Raw genomic sequence first — 23,467 nt, 5'->3', positions numbered from 1 at the left:
AGATTCGAGTTTAGGGTTTATCATTAATCAATCTGGGAGAAAACCGATCTCGGCGGGGACATCGGTTTTCTCTACAGTAGACTTTTTTCGGTTTGGGGGAAAGGGGTGGGTATTTTACTCTAAGTCGCCTTCGATAACCGTGGCGATCGCTTGCTTGGCATTGTCGCGGAATTCCCGGATGTTCACCCGCCGCAGTAATACCACCGCCGCAATCATGCCCGCCGCTTGGGTGGTAAAGACTAGCCCATAGGCGAGAAGGGGTACGGAAAACAAGGCGCGACCGAGGTCTAACACTGCACCACCGGTGACGGTGGATAGTCCCCGAGCGATCGCCTGCGCTAACCCCCACGCCCCAATAAAGGTTCCGGCAGTTTCGGCTGCTGTCAGATCCAGCATTAAGCTAATCGCTCCGGTTGTAATGATGCCAGAAGCTAAACCGTAGAGCAATAAGCTGCCCATTAACATGCCCGGGATTGCGCTATATCCCGCCAGGATAATCAAACCGAGACAAATCGCGGCGGCAATACAGCCCCATTTGGTGGTGTTTTGCTTGCCCAGGCGCGGGACGATTAAAAATCCGGTGGACCCAATGCCGATTAAGGTGCCCATCCCGAAGAAGGCATTCAGTTGGGTGGTTTCGGAAAGCGCCATGCCAAAGACTTCCCCACCATAAGGTTCCATCACTGCATCCTGCATAAATAAACTGATGATCATTACCAGCAGGAAGGTGAAAAAAATCCCAGTTTGCGGACTGGCGGTTAAGACGCGCAGGGCTTTTCCCAAGGTGATTTGGTCTTCTCGGTTAACCATTTTGGACCGTTTGCCGTAGCGAGAATATTTGTCCTCTACTCCGACGGTGGCGACAAAGGTTAGGGCGAGGACGAGGGCGGGGACGATGATGAATAGGCGATTCACCGATGCCTGTAGGGTGGCGATCGGGGTATCGAGGGCAATTTGCGCGAGCAAGCGACTGCTGATTATCGCGCCGATGATAATGCCCACCATCAGCATCGACCAGACGATGCCCACCAGTTTGGACCGGTTGTCTTCGTCGGAAACATCCACCAGGAGGGCGGCGAAGGGGGTGGAACTGGCACTGAGGGCTAAACCGTACAGGGCGAATACACCCCCGAGTCCAGCGGCCCAGGCTCTTGTTTGGGAACTCCACCCGGTGGCATCTAAACTGTTGCCTAGTTGCCACACCACTTGCACGGCGAAGAAGGCAACGAAGGTAAACAGCAAGGCACCAATCCAGACGTAACCCGTGCGATGCTTTCCCCCTAGGGGTTTCGCGTCGGACATCTGACCGAACCAAATGCGGGCGGGACTGACAAACTGGTGCATGGCGATCGCGGTTGCTGCAATGAATGCCGGGACTTTCAGTTCGTCGATCATCACCCGGTTGATGACGCCTAGGGTTAATAGGGACATTATCCCCAGTCCCATCTGGAATAAGCCTAGGCGAAACATGGTCAATAGGTCAATTCTCGGCATGGATTCGCTAGACGCCGAGGGGGTAGATTGGGAATCGGGTAGATTGCCAGTTGCCATAGGGAGGAAAGGTGGTTATCGATACAGGGCTTGCGCTTTATTCATGTTAGGATAACTTTAACTAAGACGATAGGGGTAGTGGTTTAGTCCTGACCCTTGCTAGAAAATTACTGGCCGAGGGGTTGACTTTTATTGGGTTTTATGCATTTGCCAATCGGGATTGGCGGTTGCGCTTCACTTGCCGGGGATGCGATCGCCCGGGGGATGATCCCCTTGGCGGCGATCGCGCGGTTTATATAATTTTCGCACTTTGCCTATCGGTGGCTTTGGGCGATAACGCCCCTAGATAACATTGATGTCAAATGCCGCATTCTCTAACATTCCACCTACGCCATCGGACACGGAAAAGATAAAGCGATCGCTCGCGGAGGCTCCAGCCATCGGCGAGAAGAATATCTCAGAATCCCCATCGTCAGCACTCCAGACCGCGTTAGCGCCAGAGAGTTGCGGATAATCGTCATTCATGGCGTTGGCTGTGAGTTGGGTAACGTTGGTGCCGTCGTAGAAGAATATCTCATTGTCGCTACCCCCGTCGATCCCGCCGGAACCGTGCCACACCACATTAGAGTTGGAGATGTGCGGATCGAAGTCGTCGGTATCGTTGGTCGTGAGTTGGGTAACGCTGGTGCCGTCGTAGAAGAATATCTCGTTGTCGAGGCCACCGTCGGTACCGCCAGGCCCGTACCACACCACCTGGGAGCCGGATATCTGGGGAGACTGGTCATTGGTGAGGTTGTTGGTCAGTAAAGTGGTGGCGTTCCCATCGTAGAACGAGATCTCATTGTCGAGGAGCTGTGATGTTTCCCACACCACATTGGAACCGGATATCTGGGGAACCCTATCCGCAACAAGCAGATTCTGGGAAATGTTCCTGCTACTATTCCCGTCGTAGAAAAATATCTCCTCGGTGAGACCATTCAGCCTCACCCAGGCGACGTTAGAGCCAGAAATTGTCGGATCGAAGTCTGGCGTGAGGTTGTCGGAAAGCTGGGTAATGCCGTTACCGTCGTAGAAGAATATCTCGCGATCGAGACCATCGACGCCTTCCCACACTAGATTGGAGCCGGAGATTTGAGGCGATCGGTCGTCGGTGGTGTTGTCGGTAACTTGCCGGGTGGCGTTCCCATCGTAGAAGAATATCTCCCAATCGTTGCCATCATAAGCCTCCCACACCACATTGGAGCCGGAAATCTGAGGATCGAGAGAGTGAGTGTCATTGTAGCGATAGATAGATTTGACGGTGTTGCCGTCGTAGAACATGATATCGCTACTGTCGCCATTATATCGAGACCAGACCGCGTTCGAGCCGGATATCGCCTCTCCAGTATCATTCGTATAATTATGGCTGAGCTTCAGAATCCCGTGGGTGTAAGTTAGGCGATCGCTATCGATATCTGCCTGAGTGAAAGTATCGTTGCCAAATAGCGGCGTGCCGTTTAACTTCAGTTGTCCGTTGGTCGGTGCATTGACGAGAGTATAGGTCAGTTGCGTGGCACTTTGCTCTGGATCGGTGACTTGCAGGAGATTATTGCCAATGCCGACAGTGGCCAACCGATTCACACTCAGGGGTGAATTGGCGATCGCGATCGGCGGTTCGTTGAGGTTATTGAGGGCGATCGTTACGGCTTTATCCACCGTTTGACCCGCCCCATCGGTACTTCGCACAACAATCTGATGAAGATTTTCGGTTTCGTAGTCCAATCTCGTCCCATCGGCCACCGTTATCCGATCGCCAACTATCCCAAACCGACCTCCCGCATTATCCACTAACGAATAAGCGTGGGTGTCGCCGCTATCGGGGTCGGTGGTGGTCATCGTCCCGATTTCCGTCCCATTGGCACTATTCTCATCCACTACGGTATTCGACACCGCCAGATCCGTGGGCGCTTCATTCCGATCCGTCACGGATATGGCAAAGGTTTTATCGAAGGTCAAACCGCGCGCATCGGTGGTGCGAATGGTGAGTTCGCTCTGGTTTCCCGCTTCGTAATCGAGTAAGCTACTATCCGCGACGGCAATCTGCGTCCCGGAAATCGCAAACCGTCCTCCCGCATCATCCACTAGGGAGTAACTGTGAGTATCCCCGGCATTCGGATCTGCCGTGGTCAAGTCTCCCACTACCGTGCCGTTTGCGCTATTTTCGGCAATCGTTGTATTGCCGATCGCAATGTCCGTGGGGGCGGTGTTGGGAAGGGTTTCGCTCACATCGCCAACGCTGACGGCAAAGGCGCGCTCGAAATGATTCCCCCCGGCATCTGTCGTGCGAATGACGATCTCGTGACTGGTCGCCGTTTCGTAGTCCAGTAAGCTCCCATCGGCTACGGTTAATTGATTGCCGGATATCGCAAACCGACCTTCGGCATTATCCAGCAAGCTGTAGGTATGGGTATCGGTGGTATCGGGGTCGGTGGGCGTGATGGTGCCGATCGCGCTGCCGTTGATACTATCTTCCCTAACCACTAGATTAGAAACCGACAAATCTGTAGGCGCTTCGTTCGCATTCTCCACCGCAACGGTTAGGGTCTTGGTAAAGGTATCTCCTGCGGCATCAGTGGTTCTCACTACAATCCGATCGCTCGTTGCGGTCTCGAAATCCAATGCCTCACTATTGGCAACGGTGAGTTGGTCTCCGGCGATCGCGAATCGACCTGATGCGCTATCCACCAATAAGTAACTATGTGTATCTCCCGCATCGGGGTCGGTGGTGGTCAGGGTGCCGATTGCCGTCCCTTCGCTACTATTTTCGGCAATACTGGCCTTGGAAAGCACAATATCCGTGGGCGCGCGATTGGGAATTGTCTCTTTCACCTCGGTGACACTCATGGTAAAGGATTTCTCGAAGGTATTCCCCGCCGAGTCGGTGGTTTGTACGGTAATGCTGTGCGTCTGGTTTGTCTCAAAATCCAGTAACGCGCCATTGGCAACGATAAGTTGATTCTCTTCCAGGGCAAAGCTTCCACCGGCATCGTCGATTAATCGGTAAGTGTGAGTATCTTCAGAGTCGGCATCGGTGGTGGCGAGAGTGGCGATCGGCGTACCATCGCTACTCTTTTCGGCAATAGAGCTATTCGAGAGCAGAATGTTCTCCGGCGCAGTGTTTGCGGGCGTTTCTTCCCCCGGTGGCGTGGTAGGCGTTTCTTCCGCCGGTGGGGGGGTGTGAGTTTGTTCCCCCGAAGGCGGCGTTTCTTCCGCCGGTGGGGGGGTGGGAGTTTGTTCCCCCGAAGGCGGCGTTTCTTCCGCCGGTGGGGGGTTGGGAGTTGGTTCCGCCGGTGGGGGGGTGGGGGTTTCCCCTTGCAAAGGGGCAGGGTCGGACATGGGCCGATCCGGTAATGATGCTTCCGGTTCTTCTGGCGCTTGTACTTGCACTTGCGGTTCTACAGGGGGGTTTCCTCCCCCCGCTTCCAGAATGCTGGGGGAAGAAACATCGAGCAAAATCGCTAAAAATCGGTTCGTGTCTTTGTGTTGAACGATGGTGTGGTTGCGATAAACTCCACTCCCTTGGTAGATATTTAAGCGATCGAAGGTTAACCCGCCGGTGAGTTGCAGTTTATCCTCGGAGGGATTAAAATCCGTGACGATCGCTGCTTGTGCTTCGGTATCGCCGCCGAGGGTGGGGGCGAGGATGTAGGTGTCTCGGTCTTGTCCTCCGGTGACGGTATCGCTACCGAAGTCGAGGAGAAAGGTATCGTTTCCCCTATCTCCTACTAGGCGATCGCTACCCAAACCGCCAAGCATGCGATCGTCTCCCATACCGCCATAAACGATATCGTTGCCCTCATCCCCCTGCAAGCGATCGTTTCCTTCACTACCCCCGAGAAAATCATTGCCATGTCCGCCGATGAGGGTATCATTTCCACTATCTCCATAGAGAATATCGTCCCCTGACTCACCATCGAGAACGTCGTTTCCTTGCCACCCATAGAAAAAATCTGGCGCGCCCATTCCGGTTAAAGTATCTTCAAATGGTGTGCCCTGAATAACTGTCATACTGTTTAAGCGTTTTTAATTGCTACATTCATTGCCGAGCTCATTGATTGCCCGACTTCTTTACTGTTATGCATGACGCTTCGGGAAACTGTCATCGTTTATTTACAAAAGTTTGCAAAAGTGAAATTTTCCTGTTTAAAGAAAATTGGGAATCTCAGAACTGGAATCTGACAAATTCAGCTTGACGAATTAATGGCTTTGTGGTAAGTATTTGAGGCAGAAAAAAGGGAGCGATCGCCCTCCCAGGGATGCTCGTTGCTGCTTTTTATACCCTATTCTCACTTTTGCTGAGTGGGCCAACTGCCAATCGTAATCAGGCGGCAAATTTCATCGGTTTTTACTCCGATCGCCATCGGACGGCGCACCCCCGGTAAAACGGCTACGTCATACAACTCCTCAAATAAACTGCCTTCCAATCGCAACCAATGAACGATATCCCCACTTCGCACATCGATAACCAGCAAACCGCAGCGTGCGTCTGCGCCTTTGTCTTGCAGGGCTTGGTCTAAAGGTAAACCGCTAAACGTCTTATTGTGGCGAGGTTTGGAGATGCCGACTACAGCGAAATCCTCGTAAAACGCCAACCCGCGCAAGTATCCCGGACAAAAGGTAACGGGTTCAAATCGACCAGCGTTGATATCTGCATAACCGAAATATCCCGTCCCGGAATTGAGCAACCACAGTTTATCCCGATACAGACGCGGCGAGTGAGGCATGGAGAGATTGTCTAACAGAATGCGATCGCCCTTCACATCGATAACGCAACCGCCATTGTGCCGTCTGTCGCGCCACCCATCCGCCACATCACTTTGACTAATTGCCGTTACGTAGCGCGGCGTTCCGTTGTCCATCGCTAACCCATTCAAGTGACAGCGATCTTCGGGGGCGAGTTTGGAAATAAACGGCGGTTGCCAGAAGGGGATAAAACTGTGCGTGTGGCTGACAGTTGCCAAGCAGCTAAACAAAGTATTGACAAAAATCGGGGTTTCAGTGCGATCGCGGGCAATATCGTGAATGTCTAAATCGCCAGTGGTATAGGCGAGTTGCGGAACGTAGAGGCGATCGTATCCCTGATGCACTTGTCCCGGTTCTAGGGCATTTTCAAACCGCCACAACTGATAGAGCGAACTCACAAATAATGTATTTGCCGACGCCGATAACCCCATTGGCCGATTGAACGTGCGTTCGAAAATCGATAACCGCCCATTCGGTTGCAACCCGATGAGAAATAGCTTTCCGGTTTGGTAGGTGGTAAAAGCCAGACTGACGTGGTGTTGGTACAGCCACTCGGGAAACTGGCGCGAACCCATAATTTCTAAAGACATCATATCCCTCGCAAATTCAACAGGCGATCGCTCATCTTAACACTCTGATTTGGAGCAACAACCGCTATTTCAGTCGGTTTTTAACCGACTTGAGCTATGAGGCGTGGGATTAATCCCACGCCGGATCTTCGGGAAAAACTAACTAATCGCCTGCGCCACATCTGTATCTACCCACAACAGCGCACCATCGAGAGTGTAAGTGTTATAAGCGTTCGTTCCCGATGAAGTGATACCACCAGATACCCAGCCACCAGTCGAACTCACCGAATTCCCCGCTACCCCATCGACGATTAACCGCGTTAACCCGTTAGAAGTCACATCAGACAGCGCCTTCACATCAAAACTATCCAAAGTGAACTCATTGTTATTGCCATTGAGATTAATAACTTCAATCCCAGATAGTTTATTGTTAGCAATAGCCGTCAAATCCAGAGCGAACCCCCCATCCAGGCGCAGAGTATCCGTTCCGCCACCCCCTTTAATCCGCTGAAACGAGGTATCGCCAATTCCGATTAAATCGTCTCCGATGCCGCCATAAAGCACGTCAGCAGCGCCACCACCGATGAGGGTATCGTCCCCCTGCGCTCCCACTAGCACATCCGCCGCAGTTGTTCCCGCCAACCATTCCGAATTCGTCCCCCCCTGCTGACTCACCGAGTTAGTGAAATTCCCTCCCCAGACAATGTAAAATTCCCCGGCATTGCTATTTCCCCCAGGGTCGGCAAGGTGTGCGCCGACGATCGCATCATCAAAGCCATCACCATTGATATCTCCCGCACTGCTGACTGAGCCACCAGAGTAGTCATTCACCGAAATGCCATTGATAACGAAACCCCCAGTACCGGCAGCGATATCGCTCAAATTCACGGCTGTGCTATCGGTTTTGCCAAACACCACATAGGATTCCCCTGCATAGCTTTTCCCGCCGGGGTCGGCACCCCTCGCCCCGACAATCAGATCGTCCAAACCATCGCCATTCATGTCTCCCACAGTGCTAACCGATCGACCAGAGTCGTCATCAGTATCGATGCCATTGATAACGAACCCCCCACTTCCAGCAGCGATATCGCTCAAATTCACGGCTGTGCTATCGGTTTTGCCAAACACCACATAGGATTCCCCAGCCTCGGTGTTACCGCCCGGGTCGGCACCCCATGCGCCGACAATCAGATCGTCCAAGCCATCGCCATTCACATCGCCGGCACTGCTGACTGAGGCACCAGAGAGGTCACCAGCATCGATGCCATTGATAACGAACCCCCCACTTCCAGCAGCGATATCGCTCAAATTCACGGCTGTGCTATCGGCTTTACCAAATACTACGTAGGATTCCCCGGCAACGTTGTTCCCCCCAGGGTCGGCACCCCATGCGCCGACAATCAGATCGTCCAAACCATCGCCATTCACGTCGCCGGCACTGCTGACTGAGGCACCAGACCTGTCATTCGTATCGATACCATTAATGATAAACCCGCCAGTGCCGGCAGCTATATCGCTCAAATTCACGGTTGTGCTATCGGTTTTGCCAAACACCACATAGGATTCTCCAGCAGCACTATTCCCGCCGGGGTCGGCAAAATATGCGCCGACAATCAGATCGTCCAAACCATCGCCATTTACGTCGCCGGCACTGCTGAGTGAGGCACCAGACCTGTCATTCGCATCAATGCCATTAACGATAAACCCGCCAGTGCCGGCAGCTATATCGCTCAAATTCACGGCTGTGCCATCGGTTTTGCCAAACACCACATAGGATTCCCCCGCCTCGGTGTTCCCGCCAGGTGCGGCACGCCATGCGCCGACAATCAGATCGTCCAAACCATCGCCATTCACGTCGCCGGCACTGCTGAGTGAGACACCAGATAAGTCATCTTCATCGATGCCACTGATGAGGAAACCGCCACTTCCGGCAGCTATATCGCTGAAATCCACGGCGGTGCTATCGGTTTTGCCAAACACCACGTAAGATTCCCCGGCAAAGTTGTTCCCCCCGGGGTCGGCACGGTATGCGCCGACGATCGCATCATCCAAGCCATCGCCATTCACGTCGCCGGCACTACTCACAGGGAGACCGGCGCGATCGCCCCCATCAATGCCGCTATTCCCAAAACCGCCAATCCCTGCCATCACGTCACTCAGTTCGATTCCCGTGGCTGGCAGAGGGATGGTGGCGCGATCGCTGGCAATATCATCTTCTGTGGGGATGAAATTATTCGACGTGGCATCCGGATCTGGCTGGTCTACTGCACTCACTTCTGCGGTATGGACAAGGGTGCCGTAACTCTGCACCCTGCCGCTAATTGTGAGAGTCGCGTTACCTCCACTGGCTAAAGAAGGCACGGTCCAAATCCCGGTATTCTCGTCGTAGGTGCCGCTAGACGGAGTTACCGTCACTCCTTCCATCCCTCCAGGCAAAAGATTGGTGATGGCAATATTCGTTGCTCCAGCCGGACCATTATTCGTCAGTGCTACCGTAAACGTCAGGGTCTCCCCGATCGCCGGTGTGGGATTGCTGACGCTATTGGTAAGCTGTAAGTCCGCATCGGTATTTATAGTCAGAGTAGTTGTCGCCACTACACTCTCTGTAGTGCCATCATTCACCGCAAACGCAATGCTGCGCGGGGTTGCATCTGGCAGGGGATTGCTGTTATTATAGATAACGCTTCGCAGCACTTGCTGGTAGTTCGCCACCGTATCCGTGCCGCTTAAGGTTAAAATGCCCGTGGCCGAATCGTAACTGGCGGTAATATTCGTGCCAGTGGTGGTTGCCCCGAGGGATTCCGCACCTCCATCCAGCAAGTTGGTAATGGTGACGGTAGCCGCACTTAAGGAAGGATTATTAACATCAGTGACCGCGAGACTGCTGCTGTCTACCACCGCCACTGCACCGCTACTGGCGATAAATGTTGCCGCGTAGTCGATGCCTGCCACATTGTTGCCATTCAGGTCTAATTCCGGTGGCGTATTCGGGCCAATATTCAGAGTGGTGGTGGCAACGCTGCTGGATGTGCTGCCATCGGTGACGGTAAATTCGATTGTGCGAGCCAAGGGATTGGGAGAAGCGGCAGTATTGTTATAGGTGAGGCTTCGCAGCACCTGCTGATAGTTGGCCAGAGTATCGGTGCCACTGAGGGTGAGAACGCCATTGCTATAACTGGCGGCGATATTGCCAACAGTTGTGGCACTTAGCACTTCATTCGCACCGTCGAGTAAATTGGTAATGGTGACGGTGGCACCTGTCATCTCGGTGCTATCCACATCGCTCAGACTCAGGGCAACCGCGTCTAGAATCGCCACCGCCCCGGAATTTCCAGTAAAGTTAGTGGAAAAATTGCGATCGCCACCGGGTTCGTCGGCAGTTCCGTCCAAGTCTAACACTGGCGGTTCCGGCGTATCATTAACTGTGAGAGTTAAGTCTTTTTCAAAAGTTAGCCCCTGGGCGTCTGTTACCTGCACGGTAATCTGATGACTGGTAATCTCCTCAAAGTCTAACAAACTCCCATCGGTGACTTGCAGGCGATCGCCCTCAATCGCAAACCGTCCCCCAGCGGTGTCCAGTAACGAGTAACTGTGGGTATCTCCAGCATCGGGATCCCTGGTGGAGAGGGTGGCGACATCGGTGCCATTGGCGCTATGTTCGTCCACACTGGTTTGAGAGAGGGCGATATCGGTGGGGGCTTCATTCACGTTTGTGAGTTCGATCGTCACCACTTTATCGAAGGTCTGCCCTCCGCCATCGGTGGTCTGTACGATAATGTTATGGCTGGCAGCACTCTCAAAATCCAATAACGCGCCATTCCCCACCACCAGGCGATCGCCATCAATGGCAAACCGTCCCCCAGCATCATCGATTAAGCTGTAGCTGTGGGTATCGCCGACATCGGTATCCGTCGTAGATAAAGCGGCAATAACTGTGCCATCGGCACTATTTTCGGCAATATTGGTATTAGAAAGCCCTATATCCGTAGGCGGGTTATTGTTGGTTTCATCGATCGCGTCGGTTACTTCCAGCGTAAAAGATTTCTGGAAGGTATTCCCCGCCGAGTCGGTCGTTTGTACCGTAATATTGTGCGTCTCGGTTGTCTCAAAATCCAATAACTCGCCATTGGCAACAATTAGTTGATTCGCTTGCAGCGCAAAGCGTCCCCCGGCATCATCGAGTAAGCTGTAGCTGTGAGTATCGTTGGCATCCACATCCCTGGTGGAGAGGGTAGCGATACTGGTTCCATCGCTACTATTTTCGGCAATAGAGCGATTCGAGAGCAGAATATCCGTGGGCGCGGTGTTCCCGGGGGTTTGTTCCCCAGGTGGGGGCGTTTCCGGGTCCGAGGGCGCAGATCCGAAAACCGACAGATCGGGCAAGGGCGCTTCCGGTTCTTCTGGCGCTTCGGGGGAGGGTTCTATTCCCGCCGCTTGCAGCATGGTGGGGGTGGGAACCCCGAGCAAAATGGCTAAAAATCGGTTCGTATCTTTATCTTGAATGATGGTATCGTTACGATAAATCCCAATCCCTTGATAGATGTTTAAGCGATCGAAGGTTAACCCCCCGGTGAGTTGCACTTCATCCTCCGAAGGATTAAAATCGGTGACGATTGCCGCTTGCGCTTCCGTGTCGCCGCCGAGGGTAGGGGCGAGGATGTAGGTGTCTCGGTCTTTTCCGCCAGTGACGGTATCGCCACCGAAGTCGAGGAGAAAGGTATCGTTTCCCCCATCTCCCACGAGGCGATCGCTGCCCAAACCGCCGATTAAACTCTCATCTCCCGCACCTCCATACAGGATATCGTTGCCCTCACCCCCATCCAAGCTGTCATTTCCTTGACTTCCCCCCAGCAAGTCATTGCCATTCCCGCCGAGGATGCTGTCATTTCCCTTATCTCCATAGAGAATATCGTCGCCCGCCCCGCCATCGAGGAAGTCGTTTCCTGGCCATGCATATACAAAATCTGCCGCGCTGGTTCCGGTTAAGCTGTCTTCGACTGATGTGCCCTGAATAACTGTCATAATAGTTGAGCGTTTTGCCTTGCCGCCTTCCGGCCTAGGATCGGGGTGAGTGGCACTTTCGCCGTCACTGCCGAGTTTATCGATTTGGCGTATCTCTTTTAGTTATGCATTACCCTTGGGGGAACTGTCATCGTTTATTTACAAGAATTTACAAAAGCTTAATATCCCGCTCTAGGTACAATTAGGCATTGAAGAAATAAAATCGGAAAAAAGTGCTTGACAAGCGGCAAAGGTTATGGTAAGTGCGTGAGGCAAAACAGTCCTTCGACGGCGGGTAACTCATCATCCTGTGCGATCGCGGTGCGCTGCCCAACTCTGGATTTTACCCACCCAAACCGGCAATCCTGGCGATCGCCCTCCTGCGATCCCAAGTTACGCGAACTGTGCGGCAAATTTTGTCAAAACCCGCGTGAGATAAAGATTCCGTCCCTCTGACTTCATCTTCCCGGGAAGGGGATCCTACGAAAGAAACTGAGATCCTCTGCTGGATATGGACAAACCGCGATAGATTGAAAGAACTGGCAGGAATTTATACTCAGCGGGAGAATAAAATTTTTGGTGAAAAAATCGGACTTTACATTTTAGTAATTTTAAGCTTTAATGGGATGACTAACGCCAGAAACCTTCGCAAAGCGCAGGTCAAATAACCCTCCAAACCAGAGGGCAACTCGATTCCCAGACCAGTGGGCATTAAAATTGTCAGGAATGCCGGGTTTGGGTATGCTAAAAGAACAACACTCTCGCCAAGGTGGTTGACTAATGGAAAACCCCAAAGGAAAAAAGTTGGATCCGGCGGGGATTTCCAGTGGACTTTCCCTCCCACAGTGGATGCAGCGAGAATTTTATCGCAGGAGGGAGCAAACGGTGAGCGATCGCGACCATGCCAAACCCCAATCCAAACCCAGGGGCCAAATGCTACAAAATCTCGCCCGCCTTGTGGCGATCGCCTTCTGTTGCATCGACCCGCAGATAGTCCGCGCGCAACCCATCGTTCCCGCCGCCGATGGGACCGGAACCCGCGTCACTCCAGAGGGAAATCGCCTACAGATTACCGGGGGACAAGTCTCCGCAGATGGGGCCAATTTATTCCACAGTTTTACTGAATTTAATCTCCCGGCGCAACACACCGCCAACTTCATCGCCAATCCCCAAATTCTGAATATTTTAGGAAGAGTAACCGGCGCAAATGCCTCGATAATTAATGGCGAAATTCGGATAACCGGGGCAAATGCCAATTTATTTTTAATGAACCCGGCGGGCATTGTTTTTGGCCCGGATGCCCGGTTAAACGTGCCCGGGTCGTTTTTAGCCACCACCGCCACGGGAATTGGCTTTGATTCGGGGTGGTTTAATGCGGTGGGAAATCATAATTATGCGGCATTAGTCGGACCGCCAAAAGCGTTTTATTTTGGCAATCCGCAACCGGGGGCGATCGCCAATTTTGCCGATTTAACCCTCAACCCGAAGCAAAATCTCACGTTATTAGGCGGCACCATTTTAAATACCGGCAGCCTCACCGTTCCTGGGGGCAATATTACCATTGCCTCGGTTCCCGGAACGCAGCGAGTGCGCCTTTCGCAACCGCACCATTTGCTCAGTTTAGAGATAGCCCCCGCAGCACCTCACACCCCCGCTTCTGCCACAGCGATCGCCCCTCTGGCATTACCGGAATTGCTCACCGGGGGCGAGATTTCCCATGCCACGGGCATCCAGGTCAACAGCGATCGCACCATTGTGCTAAGCGGTTCGGGTATTGCGATCGAACTGGGAGATATCGCCCTGTCTCGCACTGACATAAGTGCCGAAACCCTGGGGCTGTGGGCGGCCAATCAGCTCACTTTAAGAGAAAGCCAGATGCAAGCCACTGGGGATTTAACCCTGAAGGCGGGAGAGACCCTGCGCGTGCGCGATAGCCGCGATCGCCCGTTTTTAGCCAGCGCCGGGGGCGATTTGCGGATACAAGGCGATCGCGGCATCGATATTTTAGCCTTGAACGGCATCGGCGAGGTAGAAGGGAGCCGTCGCCTCACCTCACCCTTTCGCGCCCTCGGAGACATCACCTTGGTGAGCGACGGCATCATCTCCGGGGATTCTCACTTTAGCGCGGGCGGCGATTTCGCCATTCTGCAATCCAACGGCAATCCGGGCACCTTCATCAGTTTCTACGATCCGATCGTTACCTCACAAGGAAATGTGACCTTTGGCGACTATACCGGCACCTCCCTGAAAGTAGAAGCCGGCGGGCGGATTACCGGGGTCAATATTACCATCACCGGACCGGATCTCACCCTCGTCGGCAGCGATCCGGATATTGCCATTTTAACCGGGTCAGCCGCCTTAATTTTGCGATCGGGCACTGCCCTCGCTAATGCCCCCAATCTGCCCCCCGATCGCCAAATTTCCGATACCTTATTTAACAGTAGCCCCGTGCCCAGCAGCGCCGGGATTACCGTTAACTCCCTGTCCACTGCAGGCGGTCCGGTCATCTTATCCGCCCCGGGAGATATCGTGACCGGCAACGTGACCACCGACGGCGGCGATATTACGGCAACCAGCAGCAGTGGCAATATTATCGCCGCCGGGGAATTGCGATCGCTCAGCAGCACCGGGGGCGGTAATATTACCCTAGAAGCGGCCAGTACCCTCACCCTCAGTGCGGTGAGCGGGGGGACCGGAAATATTACCCTCACCGGAAACGAAATCAATTTGAACGAAACTGTGACCGGCAGCGGGATTCTGGTGCTACAACCCACCGATACCACCCGGAATATCACCCTCGCTAACACAAGCGATAGCGGTGAGGCAATTTTCGATATCACCAACGAAGAGTTGGCCCTGGTGCAAGATGGGTTTAGCAATATTACCATCGGCGCGACGAATGGGAGTGGCACGATCGCCGTGGCGGAAAGGGTGGAGTTCACCGATCCGCTCACTTTGCGATCGCCAATCGGCCAAGGGGCGATCGCGGTGAACGATAATATTACCCTTTCCGATAATGCCACCTTGGCGATCGAAGCCGCAGAAGCGACAATTCTCAGTGCCGGCATCAGCACCGAAGGGAAACTCACTTTTGGCAACATCTTTCTCAATGCGGATATTGCGTTTACGGCCAGTAACATCACCTTTAATGGCACCGTAGATGGCGATCGCAATTTATCCGTCAATGCCCCCCCGGGAACCGTGCGATTTAACCAACCGGTGGGCGGAACAACTCCCCTCCGCAGTTTGGCGATCGCTGCCGAAACCGTAGAACTCACCAGCGATATCTTTACCGTAGGGAACATGAGCTTTAACGGGGCAGTGCGGTTGTTCGATAATGTAGGATTGACCACCCTGGGTGGGGGAAGGATTGCGTTTGGCCGTACCCTGGACAGCGCAACCAACGCCCGAAACGATTTAATCCTGAATGCCCCAGAGGCCAGTGTGAGTTTTGATGAAGCGGTGGGAAGTGCCGAGGATGGAGCGTTAGGGGCGATCGCGGTGGAAAATGCCGCCAATGTGACCGCCGCCGCCACCATGACCGCCGAACAGATAATCCTGTCCGCAACCGAGGCGATCGCCTTGGGGGATGTGAGTCTTCTCCCTTCCTCGGAACTACCAGCAGGCAGCGTTCTAGAGCTGATTGCCGGCGATCGAATTGCAGTGGGCAATCTTACCGCCGAGGAAGGCAATCTGCGCCTCACCAGTGGCACGAGTACCCTTACCACAAGTGATATTGCATCCCCGGGAGGTGATTTGCAAATTGTCTCCGAGAGTGAGATTACTACCGGGTCTCTGAACACCGCTTCCGCCACCGCATCTGGCGGTGAGATTTCCCTCACTAGCGAATCAGGGGCGATCGCCACCGCCGCGATCGACGCTTCTGGCGCAGTGGATGGCGGTTCCGTCACCCTCGCCACCTGCGAAGCTTGTCCGGAGAGTGTCAGAGAAGAATTAGCCCCCGGGATTGATACGGGGAAAATTACCGCAAATGGCAGTGAAAATAGCGCCGGGAATATACGATTAACAGCACCGGGAGATATTCAAGTCAGCGCGATCGAAGCGCGAGGAACCGTAGGGGGGAGATTGGAGATTGCCACCGATCGCGTTTTCCGGGCGATCGATACCTTTGATGATGGAATCGTTCCCGAAGCAAGTCTGTCGGTGGTCGGAAGTGCGGAAGAAGGCGAGATGCAAATTCGTCACGGAAGCGAAACCGTACAAGCGCCATTTGTAGTAGGAAATGCCACAACCAATGGGACGGCGGGTGCATTGAGTGGTGCGGCAAATAATACGGTTTTGCCATTGCGATCGTTTCCCTTTTCTTTCACTCAAGGGAATATTTCTCTGCTCTCCGCCGCCATTCGACCCGTCGAACCCGTCCCGGATCCGCAACCTTTCCCCACTCCGCAAGAAAGTTTGCCGGAAATTTCCGATGAGTTTGTTAACAATCAGTTAACAAAACCGCCAGAAATTCAGCCGATTGTTGAGCTGGAAAAGCGCCAAAGAATTTTGAGTATTTTACCGAGCGATCGCATTTTGCGAGAACGGCTCGATATAGAGCAAAATTTACGTTTAGCTCGATTGAGAAATTTGCCGCAAGCTATTGAAGGAATTGAAAACCTCCGCCAACAAGAGTTTCAAAACTACTTCCAAGAAGAGTTTACTTTCCAGTTTGTCTCCTTTACAGACATCGTAGAACAACTGCAGGCGATCGCCAATGCCACCAACACCACTCCAGCAATTTTGTACGTTATTTCTAATAGCGAAGCGGTTGATTTACTGCTGGTGACGCCCGACGGAGAACCGATTCATCAAGTGGTTCGCGACGCCGATCGAGCGCAACTCTTGGCAAAGGTTCAAGAATTTTCTTCCGAAATTATCCTTTCGGCGCGATACCAGAATCAGGATTATTTACCCCTCGCTCAACAACTTTATCAGTGGTTGATTGCCCCGATCGCCCCCACATTAGAAGCGCGAGGAATCGACACCATTGCCTTTTCGATGGATGAGGGATTGCGCTTGTTGCCCATCGCCGCCTTACACGATGGCGAACAATTTCTGATTGAGAATTATAGCGTTGGTTTGATTCCCAGTTTAAACCTCACCGATCCCACCTATCAAGATATCAGCAATTTGCCGATTTTGGCAATGGGAGCCTCAGAATTTACCCGCTTAGCTCCCTTACCTGCAGTGTCCCTGGAAATAGACATCATTGCCAACCAACTGTGGGCCGGTGAAGCATTTTTAAATGAAGCATTTACGCTAGAAAATTTACAACGCCAGCGCGCTTCCGAACCCTATAAAATCGTTCATTTAGCCACTCATGCGAATTTTCAGGCCGGGAATCCCAGGAATTCTTATATTCAGCTTTGGGATACGCAATTGAATTTAGCCCAACTGCGGGAATTGGGATGGAACGATCCGCCGTTGTCTTTGTTGGTACTAAGTGCTTGTCGCACAGCCATTGGCAATCCGGAAGCAGAGTTAGGATTTGCCGGGTTAGCGGTACAAATTGGCGCACAAACCGCGATCGCCAGTTTGATTTCCGTCAGCGATGAAGGTACCCTCGCCTTGATGACCCAGTTTTACCAGGCGTTGAAAACCGCCCCCATCAAAGCCGAAGCCCTGCGACAGGCGCAACTGGCGCTGTTAAACAAACAAGTATGGATAGAAGGCGATCGCTTATCCGGAACCAGAGGAACCTTCCCTTTACCCTCAGAACTCATCCAGGGAACTCAGCGAAACTATTTTGACCATCCGTATTATTGGTCCGCGTTTACCCTTATTGGCAGTCCGTGGTGAGCAAAACACCCTCCTGACAATGGATGCGGGCTTTTGGGGTTGCCCCAGTCTCCCCTTTTGAGCCAATATTCGTTACAAATAAAGAAACGAGTAAGGACATCAGAACCGTGAACACGATCGCGCTTGGTAAAAATGGACCGCATGTCTTGCCCCTTGGTATTGGCGCGTGGTCCTGGGGAGACAAACTCTTCTGGAACTATGGCAAAGACTACGGACAGGCAGAGGTTTCCGAAGCCTTTCACGCGGCGCTAGACGCCGGCATCACCTTCTTCGACACCGCCGAAGTTTACGGTCCGGGAGAATCCGAGAAATTGCTCGGTCAGTTTATCCAGCAAACCGACAAACCCGTGCAGGTGGCCACCAAATACGCCCCCTATCCCTGGCGGTTTACAGGTCGGGCCGTCTCCGACGCCCTGAGCGAAAGTCTCGATCGCCTGCAATTGCCCCGGGTAACATTATATCAAGTACACTGGCCGTTTACCTTCTTTATGAGTCAAGAAACCTTGATGAATGCCTTGGCGGATGAAGTGGAACGCGGCAGAATCGAAGCGGTGGGAGTGAGTAACTATTCCGCCGACGAAATGCGCGAAGCCCACCAAATCCTTGCCGCGCGCGGCATTCCCTTGGCAGTCAATCAGGTGAAATACTCCCTGCTGTCTCGTAAAGTGGAAAGCGAAGGCATTGTGAGTACCGCCCGCGAATTGGGGGTGGTGATTCTGGCCTATAGTCCCCTAGCGCAGGGGTTGCTCACCGGGAAATATACCCCCGACGGGAAAAAACCCACCGGTCCGCGTCAGTGGGATTCGCGCTTTCAACCAGAAGGGTTGCGGAAGATCCAACCCCTGCTGAATGTATTGCGAGAGTTGGGGGACAAGTACGAGAAAACCCCGGCGCAAGTAGCGCTCAATTGGCTGATTGCCCAAGAAGGGGTGATTCCGATTCCTGGGGCGAAAACTGCCACACAGGCGCGCCAAAATGCCGGCGCTTTGGGTTGGCAGTTAAGTGCGGATGAAGTGGCGAAGTTAGAGGAACTTTCTCGTCCTTGGTTATAGGCGCGCTGCCCTTCGTTCCCCCTGGGGGGAACGATAGCCTCGGGGCGGCTGTGTCGTCCCCTAACACCCCGCCTTTTGTTACAATAGATTAAAATCTATGTAGTTATGTAACGGAGGATGGAAGATGAGAAGGCTCTTGACAAAATGGGGATTAAATGAGATGAGCTGGCGCGGCGATCGCGGCGAATATTGGTTTTTGGCTCAAGCTGTGTTAATTGTGGCATTTGTGCTGTTGCCCGCCTATCGCCCACCGGGGTTAAACTTGCCTTCTGCGATCGCCGAATATGCCCTCTGGGGCGTTGCCGGTGCGATCGCCCTGGTGGCGTTGATTTTAATCGGAAAAGGACTGTTGGATTTAGGCGGAAATCTCACCCCCTTGCCCTATCCCACCGAAAATGGGGAGTTAGTGCAAACCGGGATTTATGGCATCGTGCGACATCCTTTATATGGTGGCTTGATTTTAGGCGCGATCGCCTGGTCTTTGGTGCAGTTGAGTCTCTCTCACCTCCTCGGCGTAGCCCTGTTATTTGCCTTTCTCGACGCCAAAAGCAGACGCGAGGAAGTTTGGTTAAGCGAAAAATATCCGGAATATTTCGATTATCGCCAACGAGTCAAAAAGCTGATTCCGCTGATTTATTAATCGCGATATTGTGGGCGATTTAGTCACTTTTTTCGGTTTTCTATAATTCCCAAAATTTAACCGATAAAAAACCGGGCTTTATCAGTAAAGCCCGGTTTTTTATAAAAAAATCTCCACCTAGCGGTTCAAATTTCCCTCGGAGAATCCGGTTCCGACTCCTCCGGTGCAGCATCAGGAGAATCGGTTTCTGGCACAATCAAGGGGAACTGGTCTGGGGAAAGCGTCGCCTCAAAAAAATACAGGCGATCGCAATAGCGATTCTGCGCCGAACACACGGTTTCAATTGCCACATTATTGGCTTCGCTAACATTCAGGGAAAGCATAACTTTTTCCCCAGGTCTTATGGTTTCCGAAGCCGTCCGCACGCCATCTAAATAAACCGTTACCACATTCGGTGGACTTCCGCGATCGTTATCGCGCATTCCAAAATCGAGCAAAAGAGACTGAAACGCCCCCGTTGCATCTTCCCTTTCTTCCGGTAAAATTCGACAAGTAATCGAGGCTTCTCGGCTACCCGGTCCTAAAAATAAATAGGAGCGATAAACCTTTCGCCCCACCGCCACATCCAGGGTTTCTTCCCGCGCTCGACCCGGACCATTGCTGACGCATTGAGTGTCGAATAGATAAACAGGACGCGCTTCTTGCGCCTGTACCTCAAGTAGCAGCGGGGATGCTAACCCGAAAGAGAGCATCGCACCGCCAATTAATTGAGCGATTAAGCCAGTTTTTTGCATGGCGTCACCAACCAACAAATAGGGTTTTACCTTTTTATGATATCGAATTCCGGCAACAACAGTCACCGCCAGGGCGATCGCCTTTAGGGTAGAAATCCAGCCGGTGACAATTCGAGACACAGCCGCCACACAATTTGGCCGATCGAGCGGCAGAAATTCCGCCCCCTTAACCCGGGTTTTCTGTTTTCCCCTCCGGCTATTTTTTGCCGCTCCTGGTCCAAAAGTTGGTAAACATCATCAGAATCGCCCCGATGAAAATCACCACAGCCAATCCGCCGGCCACTAAATTTAACACCTCTGTATTTTCCATTTTCTTATTTTCCTTGGCTCGTTGACAGCTTTCTTCGTTTTATCATATCCCCGTGCCCGAAAAAAAAATTTTCCAATTCTTCCCAGATGGAAAAGTATATGCTATAGTTTAAACGGAGAAAGACTCTCTCGATCCTACAAAACTCTTTAGAATTGTATAATGTTTGACATCCTTTGCGAATTTTCCCGCACCCACTGCCTCACCATTTGCGCCCTCCTGGTGCCCGCCAACTTGCTAGCCACCTTGCAAACCCTCATTTTTACGGCCCTGGGATTGTCCGCCCTCTCCGTGCGCCTCATGGGCGGAATCGCCAGCTTGTACGCTCTGGTAATGGTCTTTCACGTCTTGACCTGGTTCCTCATCGGCGTGGTGATGCCTCCCACCTACATCCTCCTGGGTCTCGCCACTCTCTGTCTCGGGATTAACGCCTGGGCGATCGCCCATTCCCCCAGCATGGTGCAACTCTTCCGCCAAGCCCGCCTTCCAGTGTAGCACCGCTCCCTCCGGAACCAATGGCGCGGGAAAGCCGCCCGGGATTTTTGTTCACCCACAATCCCGTCATTTTGTCAAGGTTTTCCCGGCGATCGCACCCCCTCACATGGGCAACTGCGCCCATTTGCGATCGCCTCCAATCCCCACTCAACCCCCCGCAATTCCCCTTCAGCCCCATTGCAAACAGTGCTATCCTATCCCTGAGCCTTTATCTGCACTCTCGCGCGATCGCCCTTTCTCATAGTCGGCGATCGCGGTCGTTGATTGTCGTTGCAACCCACCCCAAACCAACCATGAAAGACAAATTTCTCCAGTGGCTTAACCTCTTTTTAGTAGCCAATGTATTTTTCGTTTTCCTCAGCTTCTTGTGGTTCGCGATCGCCGTTATCGGTCGCTCCACCGGCGTCAATCTCGGACTCGATTTATGGCAGAAACTCTGGCAACCCGTCTTTAATCCCGCCATTGGCATTCTCATGGCCGGCGCTCTCTTAAACGGACTGATAAGCTGGCTATCCAAGCGCTTTAATCAATCCAATCAACTTTAATCCCTCCGGTGCGTACTGCCCACCTGGCAATTTTGCTAAAGAGCAAACGGAAATATTTGTCCAGGGTAATTTTGATTTTAATAACCCGGCAATTCCTGTAGGGTGGGCAGTACACCCCTAACAATTTTATCGCTTAAAATCCCTTGCTTTCCCCCGAGAATAGCAAGTCACCTGCAACCGAGAAGAAGACACAATTCCGGTTACTTTTTCCCAAATCCACCGCTCCATAGCTGGATCGCTCGTGCGGCAATCAAGGCATGATTTTACCACAATCCGCGCCCAATGCATCCCACGCCCTGGGGTCCGAATAACTCAGGCGATCGCCCGCCAAAGTCCCACCCCAAGACCCTTACCCCTGCCGAAGTGTTAAGATTTGCTGCGTTCCACCTCGACAAATTCTTCAACCGTGTTAAAATCCCGATCGAGCTAGGGGTGCCCGAGTCTCGGGCTGAGACAGTCCCTTAGAACCTGAGTCTGGGTAATACCAGCGGAGGGAAGCTGTTATTTGAGGACACAATCATGCGAGCACAATGGGTTGCCAATCGGCGCGGGCAAAAGAACGTTAGCCAAATGCACTACGCCCGCCAGGGTGTAATCACCGAAGAAATGGAGCATGTGGCGAAACGGGAAAACCTGCCCGCCGACCTGATTCGCGACGAAGTGGCGCGGGGACGGATGATAATCCCTGCCAACATCAACCACACCAATCTCGAACCGATGTGCATCGGTATTGCCTCCAAATGTAAAGTCAATGCCAACATCGGTGCTTCTCCCAACTCTTCCAACGTCCAGGAAGAACTCGACAAGCTCAACCTTTCGGTCAAATACGGTGCCGATACGGTGATGGACTTGTCCACTGGGGGCGGCAATTTAGATGAAATTCGCACCGCCATTATCAACGCTTCCTCGGTTCCCATCGGTACGGTGCCGATTTACCAAGCGTTAGAAAGCGTTTACGGGCGGATGGAAAACCTGACCCCGGATGATTTTCTGCACGTCATCGAAAAACACGCGCAGCAAGGGGTGGACTACATGACCATCCACGCCGGCATTTTAATCGAAAATCTGCCGTTGGTGAAAAACCGTCTCACGGGCATTGTATCTCGCGGCGGCGGGATTATCGCCAAGTGGATGCTGCATCACCACAAGCAAAATCCCCTGTACACCCATTTCGACGATATCATCGAAATCTTCAAGAAGTACGATGTTTCGTTTAGTTTGGGGGATTCCCTGCGTCCCGGATGTACCCACGATGCGTCCGACGAAGCGCAACTCACCGAACTGAAAACCCTGGGACAACTGACTCGCCGCGCCTGGGAACATGACGTGCAGGTGATGGTGGAAGGGCCAGGTCACGTACCGATGGACCAAATCGAGTTTAACGTGAAAAAGCAGATGGAAGAATGTGCCGAAGCACCGTTTTACGTGCTCGGACCGTTGGTGACCGATATCGCTCCCGGTTACGACCATATCACTTCCGCGATCGGGGCGGCAATGGCAGGGTGGTACGGCACGGCAATGCTGTGTTACGTGACGCCGAAAGAACACCTGGGCCTGCCCAATGCGGAAGATGTGCGAAGCGGGTTAATCGCCTATAAGATTGCCGCTCATGCCGCAGATATCGCCCGCCATCGTCCGGGAGCGCGCGATCGCGACGACGAACTCTCCATCGCCCGCTATAATTTCGACTGGAACCGTCAGTTCGAACTGTCCCTCGACCCCGATCGCGCCCGGGAATATCACGACGAAACCTTACCGGCAGATATCCACAAAACCGCCGAATTCTGCTCGATGTGCGGTCCGAAATTCTGCCCCATGCAAACCAAAGTTGACGCCGACGCTTTGACCGAATTAGAGAAGTTCTTAGCCAAAGAAACCGTCAGCCAAGGTTAACCTAAAATCAAACTAAGGTGGCCACAGGCCACCTTTTTTTTCATCGAGTAGAATCGGGCGATTGTCCTCCCCAAAACCCGCTCGATTGCCAATATTATTTCTGGTTATATAACTGCATACATAATTGAGTATTTCAATCAAGGAAGCGATCGC

General features: G+C 52.8%; 11 protein-coding genes and 1 riboswitch. Of the genes, 6 read left to right on the top strand and 5 right to left on the bottom strand.

Annotated elements, in window-relative coordinates; genetic code table 11:
• Positions 1 to 114: 114 nt before the first annotated feature.
• The 4 genes from AC0QH1_RS30220 to AC0QH1_RS30205 all read right to left on the bottom strand — a co-directional run bounded on the left by AC0QH1_RS30220 (position 115) and on the right by AC0QH1_RS30205 (position 11,864).
• On the bottom strand, positions 115 to 1,551 hold the full coding sequence (locus tag AC0QH1_RS30220; protein ID WP_324635154.1) for a BCD family MFS transporter: 1,437 nt from the start codon (positions 1,549 to 1,551) through the stop codon (positions 115 to 117).
• Positions 1,552 to 1,833: 282 nt separating this feature from the next.
• On the bottom strand, positions 1,834 to 5,538 hold the full coding sequence (locus AC0QH1_RS30215; protein ID WP_324635153.1) for a cadherin domain-containing protein: 3,705 nt from the start codon (positions 5,536 to 5,538) through the stop codon (positions 1,834 to 1,836).
• A 278-nt stretch (positions 5,539 to 5,816) separates the two neighbouring features.
• Entirely contained in the window at positions 5,817 to 6,866 is a 1,050-nt protein-coding gene (locus tag AC0QH1_RS30210) for a TIGR03032 family protein (protein WP_324635152.1), read from the bottom strand.
• Positions 6,867 to 7,001: 135 nt separating this feature from the next.
• A complete protein-coding gene (locus AC0QH1_RS30205; protein WP_324635151.1) occupies positions 7,002 to 11,864 on the bottom strand; it encodes a beta strand repeat-containing protein in 4,863 nt (1,620 codons plus the stop codon).
• 759 nt (positions 11,865 to 12,623) lie between these two features.
• Between AC0QH1_RS30205 and AC0QH1_RS30200 the strand changes: the two genes are divergently transcribed.
• From AC0QH1_RS30200 to AC0QH1_RS30190, 3 genes are all read left to right on the top strand, one after another.
• Positions 12,624 to 17,648 carry a CHAT domain-containing protein gene (locus AC0QH1_RS30200; protein WP_324635150.1) on the top strand — a complete coding sequence of 1,675 codons (5,025 nt, stop codon included), beginning with the start codon at positions 12,624 to 12,626 and terminating at the stop codon, positions 17,646 to 17,648.
• 107 nt (positions 17,649 to 17,755) lie between these two features.
• Entirely contained in the window at positions 17,756 to 18,700 is a 945-nt protein-coding gene (locus tag AC0QH1_RS30195) for an aldo/keto reductase (protein WP_324635149.1), read from the top strand.
• A gap of 124 nt (positions 18,701 to 18,824) precedes the next feature.
• Positions 18,825 to 19,340, top strand: coding sequence for a methyltransferase family protein (locus AC0QH1_RS30190; RefSeq protein ID WP_324635148.1), 516 nt, complete (start codon positions 18,825 to 18,827; stop codon positions 19,338 to 19,340).
• A 125-nt stretch (positions 19,341 to 19,465) separates the two neighbouring features.
• Here the strand turns inward: AC0QH1_RS30190 and AC0QH1_RS30185 are convergent, their stop codons facing one another.
• Positions 19,466 to 20,194, bottom strand: a complete 729-nt coding sequence (locus tag AC0QH1_RS30185) for a hypothetical protein (RefSeq protein ID WP_324635147.1) — start codon at positions 20,192 to 20,194, stop codon at positions 19,466 to 19,468.
• A 349-nt stretch (positions 20,195 to 20,543) separates the two neighbouring features.
• Here AC0QH1_RS30185 and AC0QH1_RS30180 point away from each other — a divergent pair, with 349 nt between their 5' ends.
• From AC0QH1_RS30180 to thiC, 3 genes are all read left to right on the top strand, one after another.
• Positions 20,544 to 20,876 carry a hypothetical protein gene (locus AC0QH1_RS30180; RefSeq protein WP_324635146.1) on the top strand — a complete coding sequence of 111 codons (333 nt, stop codon included), beginning with the start codon at positions 20,544 to 20,546 and terminating at the stop codon, positions 20,874 to 20,876.
• Between the two features lie 293 nt (positions 20,877 to 21,169).
• Positions 21,170 to 21,421 (top strand): hypothetical protein, encoded by a 252-nt coding sequence (locus AC0QH1_RS30175; RefSeq protein WP_324635175.1) that lies wholly within the window; start codon positions 21,170 to 21,172, stop codon positions 21,419 to 21,421.
• A gap of 418 nt (positions 21,422 to 21,839) precedes the next feature.
• A riboswitch (TPP riboswitch) is annotated at positions 21,840 to 21,934 on the top strand.
• 6 nt (positions 21,935 to 21,940) lie between these two features.
• Positions 21,941 to 23,314: a phosphomethylpyrimidine synthase gene (gene thiC, locus AC0QH1_RS30170; protein ID WP_324635145.1), complete on the top strand. Its 1,374-nt coding sequence runs from the start codon at positions 21,941 to 21,943 to the stop codon at positions 23,312 to 23,314.
• Positions 23,315 to 23,467: the final 153 nt, after the last annotated feature.

Source organism: Phormidium sp. CCY1219, from assembly GCF_055795085.1.
Note: the sequence above shows the minus strand (reverse complement) of the source record. Positions and strands in the feature narration are given on the sequence as shown.

What these genes read in the sequence shown, in the direction of transcription:
- AC0QH1_RS30205 (WP_324635151.1), bottom strand. Translation starts at nt 11,864, where the DNA reads ATGACAGTTATTCAGGGCACATCAGTCGAAGACAGCTTAACCGGAACC.
- thiC (WP_324635145.1), top strand. Translation starts at nt 21,941, where the DNA reads ATGCGAGCACAATGGGTTGCCAATCGGCGCGGGCAAAAGAACGTTAGC.
- AC0QH1_RS30200 (WP_324635150.1), top strand. Translation starts at nt 12,624, where the DNA reads ATGGAAAACCCCAAAGGAAAAAAGTTGGATCCGGCGGGGATTTCCAGT.
- AC0QH1_RS30210 (WP_324635152.1), bottom strand. Translation starts at nt 6,866, where the DNA reads ATGATGTCTTTAGAAATTATGGGTTCGCGCCAGTTTCCCGAGTGGCTG.
- AC0QH1_RS30215 (WP_324635153.1), bottom strand. Translation starts at nt 5,538, where the DNA reads ATGACAGTTATTCAGGGCACACCATTTGAAGATACTTTAACCGGAATG.
- AC0QH1_RS30190 (WP_324635148.1), top strand. Translation starts at nt 18,825, where the DNA reads ATGAGAAGGCTCTTGACAAAATGGGGATTAAATGAGATGAGCTGGCGC.
- AC0QH1_RS30175 (WP_324635175.1), top strand. Translation starts at nt 21,170, where the DNA reads ATGAAAGACAAATTTCTCCAGTGGCTTAACCTCTTTTTAGTAGCCAAT.
- AC0QH1_RS30180 (WP_324635146.1), top strand. Translation starts at nt 20,544, where the DNA reads ATGTTTGACATCCTTTGCGAATTTTCCCGCACCCACTGCCTCACCATT.
- AC0QH1_RS30220 (WP_324635154.1), bottom strand. Translation starts at nt 1,551, where the DNA reads ATGGCAACTGGCAATCTACCCGATTCCCAATCTACCCCCTCGGCGTCT.